Genomic DNA, 13,889 nt, shown 5'->3' on the forward strand with positions numbered 1-13,889 from the left:
CCGTCAGTTGCCGCCGCTGGTGCGTTCCGCCTTCTTGCGCACCAGTGTCGTGCGCAGGTCATGCATGGCCAGAAGCAGCCGGTCGGTCACTTCGGCCAGTTGTTCATCGGTGGCACGGCTTTGAATCCAGTGGGTCGTGGTGTTCAGGAAATCGACGGCCCTGTGGATGTCGTCAAGATCGCGCTTGGCCAGAAGCGCCTTTCGCTCGCGCATCCACTCGGCGATGGCGGCTTCGTCGGCCGGTGACAGAACCCGGTCGCCATGGGGCTTCACCTCGCCCTTGTTCAGGTTGACGACGGCGATCTGGTCCATCTCGAGGCGGCGCTGGCGGGTGTCGTTCTCCACCCGGAAGACGAAGGCGCCGTTGTCGCGCACGCGGAAATAGTAATCGGGCAGGTTCATGGGCGCAGCCCCGCACAGAAGGTCTGGATCCGGGCGCAGGCCTCGGCCAGTTGTTCGTCGGCGGTGGCATAGCTGACGCGGAAGTTGGGCGAGAGGCCGAAGGCCGCGCCGAACACCACCGCGACGCCGGTTTCCTCAAGCAGGGCGGTGGCGAAGGCTTCGTCGTTCTCGATCAGGGTGCCGCCCGCGCTGGTCTTGCCGATGCAGCCCGCGATGGAAGGATAGACATAGAACGCCCCGTCGGGCACCGGGCAGCGGATGCCTTCGCAGGCGTTCAGGCCGGCAACCACCAGATCGCGGCGCCGCTGGAACAGGGCGCGGTTGGTTTCCAGGAAATCCTGCGGACCGTTCAGCGCCTCGACGGCGGCCCACTGGCTGATCGTGCAGGGGTTCGAGGTGCTTTGGCTTTGCACCTTGCGCATGGCGTTGATCAGCGGCACGGGCCCGGCGGCATAGCCGATGCGCCAGCCGGTCATGGCATAGGCCTTGGACACGCCGTTCACCGTCAGCGTCCGGTCGTAAAGCTGCGGTTCAACCTCGGCCGGGGTGCAGAAGGTGAAATCGCCGAAGGTGAGGTGTTCATACATGTCATCCGACATCACCCAGACATGGGGGTGGCGCAGCAGAACATCGGTCAGCGCCTTCAGCTCGTCCCAGGTATAGCCGGCACCGGTGGGGTTGGAAGGCGAGTTGAAGATCAGCCACTTGGTGCGCGGGGTGATCGCCGCCTCAAGCTGATCCGCCGTCAGCTTGAACCCGGTTTGCAGGCTGGCCTCGGCCACCACGGGGGTGCCGCCGGCCAGAAGCACCATATCGGGATAGGACACCCAGTAGGGCGCGGGAATCACCACCTCGTCGCCCGGGTTCAGGGTGGCCATCAGGGCGTTGTACAGGATCTGCTTGCCGCCGGTGCCCACGCTGACCTGCGCGGGCGTATACTCCAGCCGGTTTTCACGGCGGAATTTCTCGACAATGGCGGTTTTGAGTTCCGGGATGCCGTCCACGGCGGTGTAGCGCGTCTTGCCGGCGTCTATCGCTGTCTTGGCGGCGTTCCTGATGTTCTCGGGCGTGTCAAAATCCGGCTCGCCCGCGCCAAGGCCGATGATGTCACGCCCGGCGGCGCGCAGTTCCGCGGCCTTCGTGGTAACGGCGATCGTGGGGCTGGGTTTGACGCGGCTCAGCGTCGCGGAGAGGATGTCCATCGTGGTCTCCCGGTGGAACAATATTTTGTTTTGTCATAGGGTCCGCGCGATAGCGGATCAAGCCCCCGAAACGACCGGCCCACCGCCGCGGTGACAAGGATGGACAGATGACCGACGACACGACAAGCGCGCCGAACTGGTATTCGAACGAGGCCGCAACCTTCGGCGACCGCCTGGCCGATGCCCGCCAGGCCCTGGGCATGAGCCAGGAGGACCTGGCGCGCCGCGTCGGGGTGAAACCCGGCACCCTGGCGAAATGGGAGAACGACCTGTCCGAACCCCGGGCGAACCGGCTGAACATCCTGTCGGGGCTGCTGAACGTGTCGCTGCGCTGGCTGCTGACCGGCGAGGGCGAGGGGCTGAGCGGGCCGGGCGAAACCGCCGAACTGCCCGAGGACATCTCGGAGATCCTGACCGAGTTGCGCCAGACCCGCACCGACCTGGTGCGCATGGCTGACAGGGTGGGGCGGCTGGAAAAACGGCTCAAACTGGCCTGGAGTGCCGGATCATGACGCCCGAAACCCCCGAACACCGCCTGAAACGCCTTGCCATGCGGTCATGGCGCCGGGGCATCAAGGAAATGGACCTGATCCTGGGTGCCTATGCCGATGCGGGGCTTGAGCGGCTGTCGCCCGAATGGCTGGATCTGTACGACAGGCTTCTGGCCGAGAACGACCACGACCTTTACCAGTGGGTCACCGGTCAGGCCCCCAGCCCGGCGCATTTCGCGCCGCTGATCGACGACATTTCCCGCCATGGCAATTGTCGGTGAAATTGAAATTTGCGGATTTGCAAATAATTAGGACTTCTGCGCCAAAGCTGTGAGCCAATAGAGCTTTGGCGGAGAAGAAAGATGAGTGTGCATGAACGTCTGGGCGCGGTTGGCGAACGCGGATTCATGGCCGATTACCTTGACAGCCTGTCCCTGGTCGAACGGTTGCACCGGCTTTTGCTGGATGTGCTGAAGGATGAATTCGAGCGGGTGGGCGTGCTGGAAATCAACCCAGTGCAGGCCCTGCTGCTGTTCAACGTCGGCGACAACGAGGTGACGGCAGGCGAGTTGAAGACGCGCGGCTATTACCAGGGGTCGAACGTGTCCTACAACCTGAAGAAACTGGTCGAAATGGGTTATATGCACCATCAGCGTTGCGGCATCGACCGGCGCGCGGTGCGGGTGCGGCTGACGGCGAAGGGCCGGGCGGTGCATGACGTGGTGCGCAAGCTGTTCGAACGGCACGCCGAGGGGCTGCAATCGCGCGGTGTTCTGGGCGCCGACGGGGTCGAGACGATCAACACCACCCTGCGCCGGGTCGAACGCTATTGGACCGACCAGATCAGGTATATCTATTGACCGCGGGGCGGGGTCTGACCAAAAGGCCGCGCCTGCGGCGCGACGACATTGTTGATTGGCGCCTGTGTCTGCCCATGCGGGCCACCGGTCGCGCCTGCCAGGCTGCCGATGGCAAGGACGCGCAATTCGCGCAAGAGCTTGCGTTCGATGGCGGCGCGGTAATCGTCATAGCCAAGGGCGATCTCGACAAAGGCATCGGGGCCGCGAGTGACATTGGCGGTGAAATATCCCGAAAGCTCCCCCACATTGTCGGGCTGCCCTGCGCCGCCGGGCGCCCCCGGGCTGGCGATGACAAGGGCGTTGACGGTGATATCCGGCGCGGTGGCCACATCCTGCGGACGGGGGCCGGTGTTCGAAATGCCGTCGCCCGAGATATCCACCACGCGGCGCCAGCAGGGCGCGCGTTGGCCCAGCAGTTTTTGGGCAAATATCAATGCGGCGCCGATGGCTGTCGAAGGATCGGCCGGCTGACGCCGGGTGGCGCGCAGGCGATCTGTCGCCGTGTCGATGCTGCCCGGGCTGTCCAGCGTCGTCCAGGGCAGGATCAGCCGCTGATCGGCTGGCCCGGCCCATTCGAAGACAGCAAGATCGACATGGGCGCCGGGCATGGCCAGAAGCGCCTCTTGCACCGCCGGAGCGACAAGCGCCCCGGCCAGCCCGTCAAGTTGCTGGCGATATTCCGCCCCGTCGACCGACCCCGAGATGTCGAGCCCCAGCACCAGGGCCTGACGGCAACTGGCCGCCGCCGGGGTGGCAACAGCCAGGGCCAACGCCACCGCCGCCAGGCTGCGGATCACCAGTGGCCCGTGTTTTCCATGCTGGCCCAGGGTTCGGCCTTGGGCAGCGGATCGCCCCTTTGCAGCAGTTCGACCGAGACATTGTCGGGCGAGCGGACAAAGGCCATGTGGCCATCGCGCGGCGGGCGGTTGATGGTCACGCCATTGTCCATGAGGTGCTGACACAGGTCATAGATGTTGTCGACGCGGTAAGCGAGGTGGCCGAAATGGCGGCTGTCGCTGGGCAGGCCCTCGTCGCCATCCCAGTTGTGGGTCAGTTCGACCGCGGCGTTTTCCTGCCCCGGAGGCGAGAGGAACAGCAGCGTGAACCGTCCGCCTTCGTTGTCGATGCGGCGGGTTTCGACCAGGCCCAGAAGTTCATAGAAGGCCTTGGATTTCTCCAGATCCTTCACCCGAACCATGGTGTGCAGATATTCGATCGTCATGGCAGTTCTCCTTTTCAGGTCTGAGACTAGCATGACGTCGCCCGAGGGAAAGGGCGATCAGAAGGTCGATTTCAGCCCAAGGCCAACGGTCAGCGACCGCCCGTCATAAGCATCCACGTTCGAACGGTTGCGCGAAAATCCGACATCGAGGGTAGGCGCAAAGCCATAGGCATCGAGATCGCGGAAGAACAGCGTGGCGCCAAGGCTGGCGCGGGTATCCTCGCGCGGGGCGAAGATGACATAGGGCAGGTCATAGTCGCGCTGTTGCAGGCTGGCCCAGAGGCTGACATCGGCGCCCAGCACCGGCTTGCCCATGTCAAGGCTGACGCTGACATGGGCGCTGTCATAAGCGGTGCGATAGCTGTCGGAGTCGGACCGCGCCACCCCGACCTGCGCGCTGAGCAGGTTGCCGCCGCGCAGCGCAAAGGAAAGGGCGCCGGAGACGGAATAGACCATGGAATCGTCGATGCGCCGGTCCAGGCGCCAGTTCTTTTCGACCGCCCCGCGCAGTTGCGCCTGGGTGGTGTCGTTCAACGCGAAACGGCGGCTGACGGCGGCCTGCGCGCTGCGGCTGCGGGCGGTGTCGCCGGTCCAGCTGTGTTCAAGATCGAAGGTGAAAGTGGTGAGCGCCTTGCCGTCGGGCGCGGCCCGGGTGTGGCCAAAGCCCAGCGTGACCTCGCGGTAATTGTAATCGCTGGCGCGGGCCTCGGGCGCCATTTCCTTTGCCGATTGCGACAGGGAATAGATCTGCGCATCCGCGCCGAGCGACAGCCAGCTCTTGTGCCTTTTGCCTTCGTCAATGCGGTATTGCAACGCGCCCTCAAGCGAATATTCGAGCCCCGAAAGCGCCTTCTCGCTGCCCTCAAGCACACGCGAGAGCGAGCCGAAACGTTCGGTATCGTGCTGCGATCCGTTGTTGATGTTCGATGACGGCCGGACCCCGAAATTGAACCGGAACGACAGCGGATTGGCGGCGCGCACATGGCGGTAGTCGCTGGCGACCCGCCGGGCCGTTGCCTTGTCGGGGGCATATTGCGCGGCGCGGCGCAGCCAAATCTGTGCCCGGGTCCGCGCGCCCATCTGGTTCAGGGCGCCGGCCGTCACATCGGCGGCCAGGTATTTCTCGCCATCGGTCCGGGCGGCCGAAAAGGCCCGCCGCCCCGCCGCGACGGCGGGTTTCAGGCGGGCCATGCGCAGTTCGGCCTGGGCCAGGATCACCAGCGCGGCAAAATCCTTCGGGTCGCGTTGCAGCAGGATCTGCGCAAGGTCGCGCGCGGCGGCGCTTTCGCCGTCGTTCAGGAGGGTGGCGGCCACCCGGCGCGATTCCGGGATCGACAGGCGGATCGAATCGCCCGTCTGCGCGACGCCCGCCAACGGCCCGGCCCAAAGCACGAGGGCCGTGGCGCCAAGCAGCCGGCTGATCCGATCAATCCGCAGTGGTAAAGACACCAAGCTCACGCGCCTGATACCCCTCGGAGGTTTCGGAAATCTCGATCCGGTCCAGCCGCTCCTGATCGCCGGCGGCACGAATCGCCAGAAGCTCGGTATAGGGCAGGGCGCGTTCTTCCTGGGTCACATTGCCTTCGTCGTCGGTCACATCCACGGTTTCGATGATGCGATAGGCGTGGAATGTCCCGGTCAGGCTGACCGTGCCGACGATCTCTTCGCCGTCCTTGCCCACGAAAAGGCCCTGGTAGGTGCCCGTGTCGCGGGTTGCCCCCTCGACGATGGTCGAGGCGGTGCCTTCCTCGATCACGCCGGTATCGGCGGCGATCGAGGTGGTGGTGAAGATGATGTTGGGCATCGGGCGCAGCGGCACACCGCCGACATCATAGGCGACGCGGTTGTTCACGCGGCCCTCGACGGCGCCGGTTTCATCAAAGTCGGCAATGTCGACCTCAAGCAGGACATCGCCCTTGACCAGTTCCAGCCCGCTGCGGTCACTGAATGTGCGCACGCCGCCGTAGAGGCCGGAATAGACGTATTCGCCTTCGGTGGGCATGGTGGTCAGGTCGTTGGTCCGCGCGATCGACGTGCCGCCGAAGCCGAAATTGCGATAGCTGCTGGAGCTGACGGCCGAGACGGCGCCATTCTCGGTGCGCCGGAAGACGGCATAGTACCGGCGTTGCCCAGTTTCCTCGGTTTGAAGGCTGGTATAGACGCCGAAACCGTTCACCTCGGTACGGTCCTGAACGCGTTCGTAAACGCCATCCGGCCCGTCGAAGGGCAGGTTGTTGATGACCAACTCATCGTTCTCCGAGTCGTATTCGACCTTGTTCACCTCGTTGGAATAGGTGGTCGTGGCGACGGGGGTTTCCTCGTCCTCTCCGTCGGGGAAGAGGAATTCGCCGCCGCTGCACGCGGCCAGGCCGGTCAGAGCGCCGACCGCCAGGTATTTCTTGATCATTGCTACTGCCTGCCCGATTTCGGATTTTTCCCGAGAGTCAGGAGTTTGGCGGCGCAAGTCAAGGCAATCGGAGTGGGGGCGGGGAAAAGGCGGGAGGTGTGGAATTTGCGCACCAAGGCGCTGCGCGTCTTGGATTGTGTGGCCATCGCAGGGTGGCCGCCGGACGGGACGCGCGGTTGTCAATTGCGGCCAGCGCCGGTATAGCCCCGCTGGCCGACGCGCCGAGTCGGATGGAGAGCGGAATGCAGCAATATCACGATGCACTGAGGCATATCCTGGCGCAGGGTCAGCCCAGCGATGACCGCACCGGCACCGGCACCCTGTCGTATTTCGGAATGCAGATGCGGTTTTCCATGGCCGACGGATTTCCGTTGGTGACGACGAAGAAGCTTCATCTTCGCTCCATCATCCACGAATTGCTGTGGTTCCTGTCGGGGGATACCAATGTGGGCTATCTGCGCGACAACGGCGTTTCCATCTGGGATGAATGGGCGGACGATACCGGCGATCTGGGCCCCATCTATGGCAAGCAGTGGCGCGATTTCGGCGGCGTCGATCAGATTGCAGCGCTGGTCGAGTCGATCCGTACCACCCCCGACAGTCGCCGCCTCATGGTTTCGGCCTGGAACCCCGCCGATCTGCCCGACATGGCGCTGCCGCCCTGCCATGCCATGTGGCAGGTGCGGGTTCTGAACGGGCGGTTGCACTTGCAACTTTACCAACGCTCGGCCGACATGTTCCTGGGTGTGCCGTTCAACATCGCCTCCTATGCGCTTCTTCTGCACATGCTGGCCCATGTGACCGGCTATGAACCGGGCGATTTCGTTCACACGCTGGGCGATGCGCATATCTATTCCAACCACATGGAGCAGGTGAAGACACAGCTGGCGCGCACCCCCAAGCCCCTCCCGAAGCTTGAGATCGCCCGCAAGGTCGATTCGATCTTCGATTTCACCTACGACGATTTCCGCATCACCGGGTACGATCCCGACCCGGCCATCCGCGCCCCGGTGGCGGTCTGATGCTGTCGCTGGTGGTGGCCCGGGCGCGCGACGGCGCAATCGGCAAGGACGGCACGATCCCCTGGCGTGCGCCCGAAGACCTGGCGTTCTTCCAGCGCGAAACCCTGGGCGGCGCCATCATCATGGGGCGCAAGACCTGGGAAAGCCTGCCGGTGCGCCCGCTGAAAAACCGCCTTAACATCGTGGTCAGCTCGCAGTCGGTCGAGGATGCCCCTGTGATCTGCCGCGATGTCGGATCGGCCATTTCCCATGCGCTGGGGGCCGGATACCGCAGGGTCTATGGCATCGGCGGGGCGGGGATCTATGACGAGATGCTGAAGAGTGCCGACCGCCTGCTGATCACCGAAGTGGCGGTCGATGTGCCGGGGGCCGACACGTTTTTTCCGCCCCTCGCCCCCGACACCTGGCACCATGTCGGCGCCACCCCCCTGCGCGATGAAAACCCGGCCTGCGTGGTGCATGAATATCTGCGCAAAGCACAGGTGACAGGCCCGGAATAATGCGTCACTATCCGCGCCGTAGATACATTTTCATGGCCTGATATGACCACACTTACCCTTTACGGCATCCCCACCTGCGACACCTGCAAGAAAGCGATCAAGGCCCTGGAAGAAGCCGGCCACGACGTGACCTTTCACGATGTGCGGGCCGATCCGCTTTCCCCGTCGAAATGGGATGCCCTGCTGCTGCAATTCGGCGAAAAGCTGATCAACCGGTCCTCGACCACCTATCGCGGGCTGTCGGACTGGATGAAGGCCTCGGACCCGGAAGAGCAACTGGCCCAGCACCCCACGCTGATGAAGCGCCCGGTCATCGAAACCGAAGACCGGTATTACCTGGGCTGGGACACGGGCGTTCAGGCGGCCCTGCTGAAATAATCGCCACGGCGCAAAACCGATCGGCGGGTTGGCGCGTATACCCCGTGTAACCCACCGACGGAGTGCCGCCATGCAGATCATCATCGCCTATATCGCCACCGCCGCCGTCTTCCTGGCGGCAGATGCCGTCATGCTGCGGATGTTCATGAAGCCGCTGTTTGAAAAGCACCTGGGCGATGCGATCCTGGAGTCTCCCCGGTTGGGGGCTGCGGTGGTCTTCTATCTGTTCTACGTGGCGGGCGCGGTCTGGCTGGTGTCGCTGCCCGCCCTGCGCGACGGCGTGCCGACCCAGGCGCTGGTGAACGGCGCGATCCTGGGGGCGCTGGCCTATGGCACCTATGAATTCACCAGCTACGCGGTGATGCGTGATTGGTCGCTGGAGCAGGTGATCGTCGACGGCCTTTGGGGAACCGTCCTGACCGGCACCAGCCTTTGGGCCGGGGTGATGGTGGCGCGCGCCTTCGGCTAACGCATCCACAGGTTGGCGCGGCGCAACTGGTTGCGGATCTGGCGTTCCTTCCTGGGAAGGTTGGCGCGGTCGAACATGGCCCGCGCCTTCTGCCCGCGGTTCTGATAAACCATGCGCAGGATCGGCACATGGCCCTTCAACAGCTTCTTCAACTTGTTGGGGGCGGCCACGGTTTCCAGAAGATCGACGACGTGATCGTCCTCGCGTGCGTAGAGCAGGGGCAGCATCCGGTAATGGCAGCTGTGGGTGCCGTCCAGCATGCCTTCGGGCAGCGTGTCGCGCCCGCCGCCGAAGGAATGGATCACCAGCGGCAGCACCACCTGGTCAAGCCAGGGGTCAAGGGTTTGCGCCGCCAGCATGTCGGGGGGATCGTCGCGCACCGACAGGGCATAGCGCAAGAAGCGTTCTCCGAACTGGCGCGGGCAGGCGTGAAAGAACCACCCGGCGTTGAAGTAAAGATAGCGGCGCCAGTATTCGTCGGGTTGCGAGCGGTCCAGCGACGTGTCGAAATCCAGCCCGAACCGATCGTAGAGCGATTTCCAGATCGCGGTGTAGCCGGCCTGATAAAGCTGCGGTTCGGGCCAGGTGCCCTCGCGGCGCAGTGACGCCGTGGGGCGGTTGAAATCGAAGGGAACGTCGGACAGCGGCCCGGTGATCAGGGTGTCGGTGTCGAAGAAGACGAAAGGCTCGCCCTCGGGCAGGCAAAACAGCCCCTCGATCTTGTTGCCCTGGGGATAGGTTTCGCCGAAGTGGCGGGATTCAAATGGCAGGATCTCGGCGCCGAATTCGCCCGTCAGCAGGTCGCGCATATCGCGGTCAAGAAGGCGGGGGTCGTTCTTCCACAGCGGCCCCGGTTGCGGTTCGCCCAGGATCAGGCGACCGGCGAAATCCGGGTTGGTGTGGCGCAGTGAGGCCGCGAAAAGCGCCGCCTCGTAGGCCAGGCGCCCCGATTGCACGACGATGAAAATGTTGAAACGCCCGTCTGACCCGGGCTTAGTGGGGGCAGGCGCGGCGGCGTTGGGAATTTCTGCCATTGCGGCGGCCTCGCTCGGATGCCTCGGATCGGGCCAAGTATACCTGTCTGTTCCCGGGCGGAAAGACCGTTGTTGTGCAAGGTGGCCCGTCCTTCGGCCCGATTTTCGGAGATTGAAATGGATTTGATATTGATTCTGATTGCCCTGGGCGCCGCGATGGCCGTCGCCCTTCCCGGTGGCGGGGCACCGCCCGCCCCGCGCGACATGGTCAGGCCGCCGGTGGCCGATGTGTTGCCGCCACCCAGGTTCGCCCCCTTGCCCGAGGTTGAGGACAGCGAACCGCCAGCAGCCCTTCTGCCGCCCACCCCCGCGTTCGACGCCGAAGACCAGACGCCCACCGGCAAGTTCACCACCGCAGCCGAGGTGCGGATAATACTTGAGGCGACGCGGGCGAACTGGGTGGCGCTGCGCGACTACGAAGGGCAGGATCTGCTTTACTTCACGCAGCTTCTGTCGTGGCGGTGCGGGCTGCACCAGATCGAATACAGCATCAACGATGGCGCGCCCCAGGTTCTTGAGGCCGAACCCTGCCACCTTGATACCGCCCAGCCGAACGCGATTACGGCGGAAACGACATTGCCCTATCTTGCCTTTCCCAAAGGGTCGGTGCAATCGGTCGGCGTTCAGCTGCTCTTCGATGACCTGTCGACCGATACGGCACGTTTCGAACGAAACGCCATCCTCATGCCCTGAGCCGGGGGGGTGGACACTTGGGGTGCAGCCTCTAGCTTGGCCTTCAAAGATCAGGAGTTTCCCGCATGAGCCTTGCCGCCCGCATCACCCCGGACCCCGAGACCGCACAGGCGCTGGCCCGCGCCTGTGGTGATCTCTACACCCACAGCGACACGATCTTTGCGGCCGAACTGGCGATTTCCCGCACCATGGGCGCAACGCTTGAGGGCGATGTGGCGCGGTTCAGCTTCTGGACGCCCGAGCTTCTGGATCATCGCGTGCCCGAGGGCGATGTGTTCCTCGAACTGATGGCACCGACGGCCCCGCTCGACCTCACGCTGGGCCATCGCGAGGTTCGGTTTGAACGGGTGCTTGTGCCGACGGTGCGCCATGAAACCCGCACCTTTGCCGCCGTGCGCGGGGCGATCGCGGGGCGGCGCGATCTGGTGGGCGATTTCTATGCCCTCGTCTGGCGCGACGGCGAGGACAACTGGCACCGCATCCTTGATCCGCTGGCGATGTCGCTGCCCTTCGGGGCCTTCGCGCCTGCCGAACTTTATGATGTGGCGGCGATGCAGGCGGGGCGGGGCGACAGCGCCTATTTCGCCGCGCTGAAGGGCGATGCGCCCCACAAGTTCGGCCCGCCGGTGAACATCCTGCAGATCCATGTGCCAACGGCGACCGCCGGCGGCACCCTGGCCAGCCTGACACGCTATTATCAGCGCCTGTCCGACCGCGTGGCCGAGGGCCTCCCGCTTGAACCATCGGACGAACTGTTCGTCGGTTACGACGCGGTGCAGCTTCTGCCAGTGGAACCGACCACGGTGTACGAAAACGGCCCCTCGTTCTGGCAGGATACTCTGGGCGAAGGCGATTGCGACGTTCTGCTGACCCGCCCCGATACCACCAACTGGGGCTATGACATCGTGATTTCGGGGATGGGCACGGTGAACCCCGTTCTGCTGGAATCCGGGCGGCCCGACGAACTGGTGGATTTTGCCAGCGTGCTGCACAATTTCGCCAGCAAGCCGAAGAAACTGATCCTTGATGTGGTCTTCGGCCATTCCGACAACCAGGGCCTTTCGGCGCTGAACCCGCGTTTCTTTGCGGGTCCGAACATGTATGGCCAGAACCTTGATTACCAGAATCCGGCCGTGCGCGCGATCCTGCTGGAAATGCAGCGGCGCAAGGTCGATTTCGGGGCCGATGGCGTGCGCGTGGACGGGGCGCAGGACTTCAAGAACTGGAACATCGCGACCCAGTGCATGGAGCATGACGACGACTATCTTCAACAGATGGCCGACATCGAACAGACGGTGGCCGGCACCACCTATCGGCCCTGGTTCATCTTCGAGGATGGCCGCCCCTGGCCGGACGAGGATTGGGAGCTGTCCAGCACCTACCGCAGCGTGACCGAAAGCCAGAAGGACGATGACGTGTTCCAGTGGGGGCCGCTGACCTTTGCCCACAACACGCCCTTCCTCTACACCTATTGGCTGAGCAAATACTGGCGACTGCGCGAAATGCTGGAAGTGGGCGCGAACTGGATCTCCGGCACCTCGAACCACGATACCCTGCGCCGCGGCACCCAGGTGTCGTTGAAGATGAACATCAACACCCGCCTCGGCAGCACCCACATGGATATCCTGGAAAAGGCCTATGACAACCCCGCCGTCCATGCCCTGACCTATGGTGTCCTGCCCGGGGTGCCGATGGATTTCCTGAACGCCACGGCGCGCGCCAGCTGGGGGTTCATCCGCAACCAGGATGACAAGTACGGGGTCAAGGTGGTGGCGGAAGAGGCGATCAGCCTGAAATGGCAGGTCGACGAATACGCCTATTCCATCGGCAGCAATTTCCGGCGGCTGAAGGACCTGGGCTTTGAGACGCGCGATCAACTGGCGCGATTCTTCGAGTTCCTGCCCGCCCTGGTCGAGGTGACGGAGTATGACCTGAACCAGATCGCCAGCCTTCTGAACTCGGCCGAGCCGCCGCTGGCCGGACCACATCCGCTGACGGTGCCGGCGCTGAAGGAAATCGCGCGGGCCTGGATGGACGACATGCACGAATATTGCAACGTCGCCCACCATTTCTCGACCCTGGTGCCCGAGCAGACGGGTTTTACCCTTGCCTTGCGGAATTTCCGCCGCGCAAGGCCCTGGCTGCGCGACAATTTCGGCCCGAAGGACCACTTCGATTACCGCATGCCGATCGAGGGGCGCACCCTGTTCCGGTCTCTGCGTCACGGGCCGGACGGCGAACAGGTCTTCGCGCTCCTGCATATGGAGGGCAAGCCGACCGAAGAGCTTGATCCGCTGCAAAGCGATATTCCGGGCCTTTCGGGGGGTGGCTGGGAACTGGCGCTGCGCACCCCCGGGATCGACCCCGATTATGACGGCGGGCCGATTGCCTTGCAGGATTCCATGGGCCTGATCTTTACCCGAACCGGCGCGGCACAAGCCCGCCCTGAAACCAGGTGATGAGGTTGACCATGCTAAAGACGGGCAATCCGGTCGCGCTGGCGATATCGGCGCCATAGGGCGCCATGTTGGTGCATTCCAGCACCAGCGCGCCCAGGTCGGGATGGGCGGCCTGAAGCGCGCAGGCGGCGGCGATGTTGTCATCCCGCGCCGCCTGCACATCCATCTCGGGTTCGTCGTTCAGCATCACGCGGCTGAATTCGCGCCCGCCCTCGGTGCTGCCGATGGGCGTGCTTTCGGGCACACCGGCGGCGCGCAGGGTGTCGGCACCCAACGCGCGCGCGGAAACCGTCAGCACCCCGACGCGCCGTCCGGGCGCCAGCAGCGCGTTCACCATGGCCACCTGCATCAGCGAGGACGACAGCACCGGCACCCCGATACCTTCGGCCAGTTCCCGTTGATAGAGCGCCAGGAAACCGCAGTTGGCCACCACGCCATCGACCCCGTCGGCGACAAGGGTGCGCCCGGCCTCGACGAAGGCGGGCAACAGCCCCTCGGCCCGGTTGCGCACCACCCGCGACGGGGTGGCATCGCGCACCACGCGGGCGTGGAGCGGAAAGGGAAAGGTGGTCATGTTGCCCACGTCGCCGGGGATGCGCGGAAACCGCGTGTCCAGCATCAACAGCCCCACCGCCGCACCCGTTATCGCCTTGCCACCACGCGCCATGTCGCCCCCTTTTTCGGCGCAACCTAGGCCCGGGCAGGGGCGCTGCCAAGGTGCAGAATGCCCTTGGAAATCCGCGCTGCCTT

At 64.3% G+C, this 13,889-nt stretch carries 17 protein-coding genes; 9 read left to right on the plus strand and 8 right to left on the minus strand.

Annotation, left to right across the window (positions count from 1 at the left end; all coding sequences use genetic code 11):
- Positions 1–3 precede the first annotated feature (3 nt).
- Together H7828_RS07720 and H7828_RS07725 are read right to left on the minus strand one after the other, a co-directional pair.
- Positions 4–402, minus strand: coding sequence for a hypothetical protein (locus H7828_RS07720; RefSeq protein WP_226780443.1), 399 nt, complete (start codon positions 400–402; stop codon positions 4–6).
- Positions 399–1,604, minus strand: a complete 1,206-nt coding sequence (locus H7828_RS07725) for a pyridoxal phosphate-dependent aminotransferase (protein WP_226780444.1) — start codon at positions 1,602–1,604, stop codon at positions 399–401. The genes H7828_RS07720 and H7828_RS07725 overlap by 4 nt, the downstream gene beginning before the upstream one ends.
- A gap of 107 nt (positions 1,605–1,711) precedes the next feature.
- On the opposite strand from H7828_RS07725, the gene H7828_RS07730 reads away from it, so the two are divergent.
- The 3 genes from H7828_RS07730 to H7828_RS07740 all read left to right on the plus strand — a co-directional run bounded on the left by H7828_RS07730 (position 1,712) and on the right by H7828_RS07740 (position 2,955).
- Positions 1,712–2,116, plus strand: a complete 405-nt coding sequence (locus tag H7828_RS07730; RefSeq protein ID WP_226780445.1) for a helix-turn-helix domain-containing protein — start codon at positions 1,712–1,714, stop codon at positions 2,114–2,116.
- Complete coding sequence (locus H7828_RS07735) at positions 2,113–2,376, plus strand: succinate dehydrogenase assembly factor 2 (RefSeq protein ID WP_226780446.1); 264 nt, start codon at positions 2,113–2,115, stop codon at positions 2,374–2,376. Before H7828_RS07730 ends, H7828_RS07735 begins: the two co-directional genes overlap by 4 nt.
- 81 nt (positions 2,377–2,457) lie before the next feature.
- Positions 2,458–2,955 carry a MarR family winged helix-turn-helix transcriptional regulator gene (locus H7828_RS07740; protein ID WP_226780447.1) on the plus strand — a complete coding sequence of 166 codons (498 nt, stop codon included), beginning with the start codon at positions 2,458–2,460 and terminating at the stop codon, positions 2,953–2,955.
- Here the strand turns inward: H7828_RS07740 and H7828_RS07745 are convergent.
- The 4 genes from H7828_RS07745 to H7828_RS07760 are packed head-to-tail and all read right to left on the minus strand — an operon-like array spanning position 2,949 to position 6,584.
- A complete protein-coding gene (locus H7828_RS07745; protein ID WP_342592288.1) occupies positions 2,949–3,752 on the minus strand; it encodes a DUF1194 domain-containing protein in 804 nt (267 codons plus the stop codon). The two genes, H7828_RS07740 and H7828_RS07745, sit on opposite strands and share 7 nt — an antisense overlap.
- On the minus strand, positions 3,749–4,177 hold the full coding sequence (locus H7828_RS07750; protein ID WP_226780448.1) for a VOC family protein: 429 nt from the start codon (positions 4,175–4,177) through the stop codon (positions 3,749–3,751). The genes H7828_RS07745 and H7828_RS07750 overlap by 4 nt, the downstream gene beginning before the upstream one ends.
- Before the next feature lie 57 nt (positions 4,178–4,234).
- The gene (locus H7828_RS07755) at positions 4,235–5,626 is read right to left on the minus strand and encodes a surface lipoprotein assembly modifier (protein WP_226780449.1); all 1,392 of its coding nucleotides are present in this window, start codon (positions 5,624–5,626) and stop codon (positions 4,235–4,237) included.
- Positions 5,604–6,584 (minus strand): hypothetical protein, encoded by a 981-nt coding sequence (locus tag H7828_RS07760; protein ID WP_226780450.1) that lies wholly within the window; start codon positions 6,582–6,584, stop codon positions 5,604–5,606. The genes H7828_RS07755 and H7828_RS07760 overlap by 23 nt, the downstream gene beginning before the upstream one ends.
- A gap of 242 nt (positions 6,585–6,826) precedes the next feature.
- Between H7828_RS07760 and H7828_RS07765 the strand changes: the two genes are divergently transcribed.
- The 4 genes from H7828_RS07765 (at position 6,827) to H7828_RS07780 (ending at position 8,953) form a co-directional block, all read left to right on the plus strand.
- Positions 6,827–7,606, plus strand: coding sequence for a thymidylate synthase (locus H7828_RS07765; RefSeq protein WP_281070712.1), 780 nt, complete (start codon positions 6,827–6,829; stop codon positions 7,604–7,606).
- Positions 7,606–8,106 carry a dihydrofolate reductase gene (locus H7828_RS07770; RefSeq protein WP_226780451.1) on the plus strand — a complete coding sequence of 167 codons (501 nt, stop codon included), beginning with the start codon at positions 7,606–7,608 and terminating at the stop codon, positions 8,104–8,106. Before H7828_RS07765 ends, H7828_RS07770 begins: the two co-directional genes overlap by 1 nt.
- Before the next feature lie 42 nt (positions 8,107–8,148).
- Entirely contained in the window at positions 8,149–8,484 is a 336-nt protein-coding gene (locus tag H7828_RS07775) for an arsenate reductase family protein (RefSeq protein ID WP_226780452.1), read from the plus strand.
- Between the two features lie 70 nt (positions 8,485–8,554).
- A complete protein-coding gene (locus H7828_RS07780; RefSeq protein WP_226780453.1) occupies positions 8,555–8,953 on the plus strand; it encodes a DUF2177 family protein in 399 nt (132 codons plus the stop codon).
- Here H7828_RS07780 and H7828_RS07785 read toward each other — a convergent pair.
- Complete coding sequence (locus H7828_RS07785; RefSeq protein ID WP_226780454.1) at positions 8,950–9,987, minus strand: hypothetical protein; 1,038 nt, start codon at positions 9,985–9,987, stop codon at positions 8,950–8,952. The genes H7828_RS07780 and H7828_RS07785 overlap by 4 nt on opposite strands.
- A 117-nt stretch (positions 9,988–10,104) precedes the next feature.
- On the opposite strand from H7828_RS07785, the gene H7828_RS07790 reads away from it, so the two are divergent.
- Together H7828_RS07790 and gghA are read left to right on the plus strand one after the other, a co-directional pair.
- Entirely contained in the window at positions 10,105–10,680 is a 576-nt protein-coding gene (locus tag H7828_RS07790; RefSeq protein WP_226780455.1) for a hypothetical protein, read from the plus strand.
- A gap of 65 nt (positions 10,681–10,745) precedes the next feature.
- The gene (gene gghA / locus H7828_RS07795; RefSeq protein WP_226780456.1) at positions 10,746–13,139 is read left to right on the plus strand and encodes a glucosylglycerol hydrolase; all 2,394 of its coding nucleotides are present in this window, start codon (positions 10,746–10,748) and stop codon (positions 13,137–13,139) included.
- Here gghA and H7828_RS07800 read toward each other — a convergent pair.
- Positions 13,096–13,806 carry an aspartate/glutamate racemase family protein gene (locus H7828_RS07800; RefSeq protein ID WP_226780457.1) on the minus strand — a complete coding sequence of 237 codons (711 nt, stop codon included), beginning with the start codon at positions 13,804–13,806 and terminating at the stop codon, positions 13,096–13,098. The two genes, gghA and H7828_RS07800, sit on opposite strands and share 44 nt — an antisense overlap.
- Positions 13,807–13,889: the final 83 nt, after the last annotated feature.

Source organism: Oceaniglobus trochenteri (assembly GCF_020529025.1).
GTDB classification, from domain to species: Bacteria; Pseudomonadota; Alphaproteobacteria; order Rhodobacterales; family Rhodobacteraceae; genus Oceaniglobus; species Oceaniglobus trochenteri.